The sequence below is a fragment of the Streptomyces spongiae genome, from assembly GCF_009377185.1.
Classification (GTDB): Bacteria; Actinomycetota; Actinomycetes; order Streptomycetales; family Streptomycetaceae; genus Streptomyces; species Streptomyces spongiae.
Map to the genome: position 1 here is coordinate 1 of NZ_VJZC01000780.1, position 3,845 is coordinate 3,845.

Genomic DNA, 3,845 nt, shown 5'->3' on the forward strand with positions numbered 1-3,845 from the left:
GCTGGTGGGGGCGGGTGCGCTGGTCGTGGAGCACCTGTACGCGCCGGAGCGCGTGGAGGAGCGGCTGGCGGCGCTGGGTGTGTGACGGCGGTGTTTCCGTCTCTCGCGCGGTCCGCATGCTGATATCGGGGTACTCCGAACGGCGTGATTCTCGCCACCCCTGATCGGGGTTGCGCTCAGATGAGCGGATCATGAGCTACTCCGGTTCTTCAAGGGGTGGCACTCAGTGCCACGCTTTGATCGTTCATCGAGTAAACTCAGACGTATGGATAGCCGCTCACCTGAGCAGCCCGCGAGGGGTGAGGAGGATCTCCCGTTCAAGAAGTGAACACACGCCACCGTCTGTCCTTGCCAAGCCTTGACTTTCGATCTAGTGGCGGACGGGTGGTTACAAGCGCATGACGCGCAAGTAGACGTACCCAGGCGCCTTCGATCTGGGTATGTTCCTCGCCGTCAGGGCAGCCACCGCGTCCTCGAGGAGTTGGGACCCGTGTCGGAAAACAAAGATCCCCACGTAGGCCACCGCGCTCAGAGCGTTGAGGGCGTGAAGTTCGTTTACAACTTCACCGAGGGCAACAAGGACCTCAAGGACCTCCTCGGTGGAAAGGGCGCGAACCTCGCCGAGATGACCAACCTCGGCCTCCCCGTTCCTCCCGGCTTCACCATCACCACCGAGGCATGCAAGGTCTACCTCGACAGTGGCGAGGAACCGGTGGCACTGCGTGACGAGGTCAGCGCGCACCTCGTGGCCCTCGAGGAGACGATGGGCAAGAAGCTCGGCCAGGCCGACAACCCGCTCCTCGTGTCGGTCCGCTCCGGGGCCAAGTTCTCCATGCCCGGCATGATGGACACCGTCCTCAACATCGGCCTCTCCGACAAGTCCGTCCAGGGCCTGGCCAAGCAGGCAGGCGACGACCGCTTCGCGTGGGACTCGTACCGCCGCCTCATCCAGATGTTCGGCAAAACGGTCCTCGGCGTCGACGGCGACCTCTTCGAGGACGCGCTGGAGAAGGCCAAGGAGGCCAAGAAGGTCGCGGTCGACACGGAGCTGGAGGCCGCTGACCTCAAGAAGCTGGTCACCAAGTTCAAGAAGATCGTCAAGACCGAGGCCGGCCGGGACTTCCCGCAGGACCCGCGCGAGCAGATGGACCTCGCCATCAAGGCCGTCTTCGACTCCTGGAACGGCGACCGGGCCAAGCTCTACCGCCGTCAGGAGCGCATCCCGCACGACCTCGGCACGGCCGTCAACGTCTGCTCGATGGTCTTCGGCAACCTGGGCCCGGACTCGGGCACGGGCGTGGCGTTCACGCGCGACCCGGCCTCCGGCCACCAGGGCGTGTACGGCGACTACCTGCAGAACGCGCAGGGCGAGGACGTGGTCGCGGGCATCCGCAACACCGTCCCGCTCGCCGAGCTGGAGCAGATCGACAAGAAGTCGTACGACCAGCTCATGCAGATCATGGAGACCCTGGAGAACCACTACAAGGATCTCTGCGACATCGAGTTCACCATCGAGCGCGGCCAGCTCTGGATGCTCCAGACGCGTGTCGGCAAGCGCACGGCGGGCGCGGCCTTCCGTATCGCCACCCAGCTGGTCGACCAGGGCCTGATCGACGAGGCGGAGGCGCTCCAGCGCGTCAACGGCGCCCAGCTCGCGCAGCTGATGTTCCCGCGCTTCGACGAGCACGCGAAGGTCGAGCAGGTCGGGCGCGGCATCGCGGCCTCTCCGGGCGCGGCCGTCGGCAAGGCGGTCTTCGACTCGTACACGGCGGTGAAGTGGTCGCGTTCGGGCGAGAAGGTCATTCTCATCCGCCGTGAGACGAACCCCGACGACCTCGACGGCATGATCGCGGCCGAGGGCATCCTGACCTCGCGCGGCGGCAAGACCTCCCACGCGGCCGTCGTGGCGCGCGGCATGGGCAAGACGTGCGTGTGCGGCGCCGAGGAGCTGGAGGTCGACACCAAGCGCCGCAGGATGACGGTGCCGGGCGGGCATGTCGTCGAGGAAGGCGACCTGATCTCGATCGACGGCTCGTCGGGCAAGGTCTACCTGGGCGAGGTCCCGGTCGTGCCGTCCCCCGTCGTCGAGTACTTCGAGGGCCGGATGCACGCGGGCGCCCAGGACGCCGACGAACTCGTCGAGGCTGTGCACCGGATCATGGCCTTCGCCGACCGCAAGCGCCGGCTGCGGGTGCGCGCCAACGCGGACAACGCCGAGGACGCGAACCGCGCCCGTCGCTTCGGCGCACAGGGCATCGGCCTGTGCCGTACGGAGCACATGTTCCTCGGCGACCGCCGCGAACTCGTCGAGCGCCTGATCCTGGCGGACACGGAGGCCGAGCGCGAGGAGTCCCTGAAGGAGCTTCTCCCGCTGCAGAAGCAGGACTTCGTGGAACTGTTCTCGGCGATGGACGGCCTGCCGGTGACGGTTCGCCTCCTCGACCCGCCGCTGCACGAGTTCCTGCCGGACATCACCGAGCTGTCGGTGCGTGTCGCCCTCGCCGAGTCCCGCAAGGACCCGCACGAGAACGAGCTGCGGCTGCTGCAGGCCGTGCACCGTCTGCACGAGCAGAACCCGATGCTGGGCCTGCGCGGCGTGCGTCTGGGTCTGGTCATCCCCGGCCTGTTCACCATGCAGGTACGGGCGATCGCCGAGGCGGCGGCCGCCCGCAAGGCCGCCAAGGGCGACCCGCGCGCCGAGATCATGATCCCGCTGGTGGGCACGGTCCAGGAGCTGGAGATCGTCCGCGAGGAGGCCGACCAGGTCGTCGCGGAGGTCGAGGCGGCGACGGGCACGAGCCTGAAGCTCGCGATCGGCACGATGATCGAGCTGCCGCGCGCCGCGCTGACGGCGGGCCAGATCGCCGAGGCCGCGGAGTTCTTCAGCTTCGGCACGAACGACCTGACCCAGACGGTGTGGGGCTTCAGCCGGGACGACGTCGAGGCCTCGTTCTTCACGGCCTACCTGGAAAAGGGCATCTTCGGTGTCAGCCCCTTCGAGACGATCGACAAGGACGGCGTGGGCTCCCTGGTGAAGGCCGCCGTCAAGGCCGGCCGCGAGACCCGCCCCGACCTGAAGCTCGGCGTCTGCGGCGAACACGGCGGCGACCCCGAGTCGGTCCACTTCTTCCACGAGGTGGGACTGGACTACGTCTCCTGCTCACCGTTCCGAATCCCGGTGGCACGCCTGGAGGCGGGCCGCGCGGCTTCACAGTCGGCGGGCAGCGACCACCGCTGACGTTCTCTGACACCAGGGGGCGGCCCGTCCGCCGCCCCCACCAGAACCCGGAGCCGCCGTCGGTCCCCGACCCTCACCGATCGGCGGCGGCTCCGGAGCACCAAGAGAGGGCGGCACCCGTGCGGGGGTGCCGCCCTTTCGCGTCGGCTGGTGGTCCGAGACGTCTCGCCGGAAGCATCGAGATAGGGTGACGCGCATGCAAAACACACGTTCGACGGGGCCAACGGGATTCAGGTAGCCCGCCAGGAGATACCTGGCGGTCGCTGCGAACGGAGTCCCGTGACACGCACCGCCCACCACCGTCCCCCTTCACACAGCCAGAGCGCACACGACTGCTCATCAGGAAACCCCTGGCGCTCCGTGGTTCTCTACGACCTCAGGTACAGCGCACGCACTTTCACCGATGCCACACGAGAGTCCAGAAGGCCTCAACCTCGCATGGTCCGCCGCACGGTGGATGTCTACTCGTGGGCTACACCAGGTTGCGTCCTGAGAAGTGGTGTACGGGCTCCCACCTGATCCGGGCGTTTGTCCCGGCGTCGGAGTGAGTGTCCGGATACAAGAACGGCCACCGGCTGATCTTCGAGTTGTCGAAGCTCGAAGGAGA

General features: G+C 67.4%; 1 protein-coding gene. It reads left to right on the forward strand.

Annotated elements, in window-relative coordinates:
* The first annotated feature begins 490 nt into the window (after positions 1-490).
* Complete coding sequence (gene ppdK, locus FNH08_RS46605; RefSeq protein WP_322726544.1) at positions 491-3,238, forward strand: pyruvate, phosphate dikinase; 2,748 nt, start codon at positions 491-493, stop codon at positions 3,236-3,238.
* Positions 3,239-3,845: the final 607 nt, after the last annotated feature.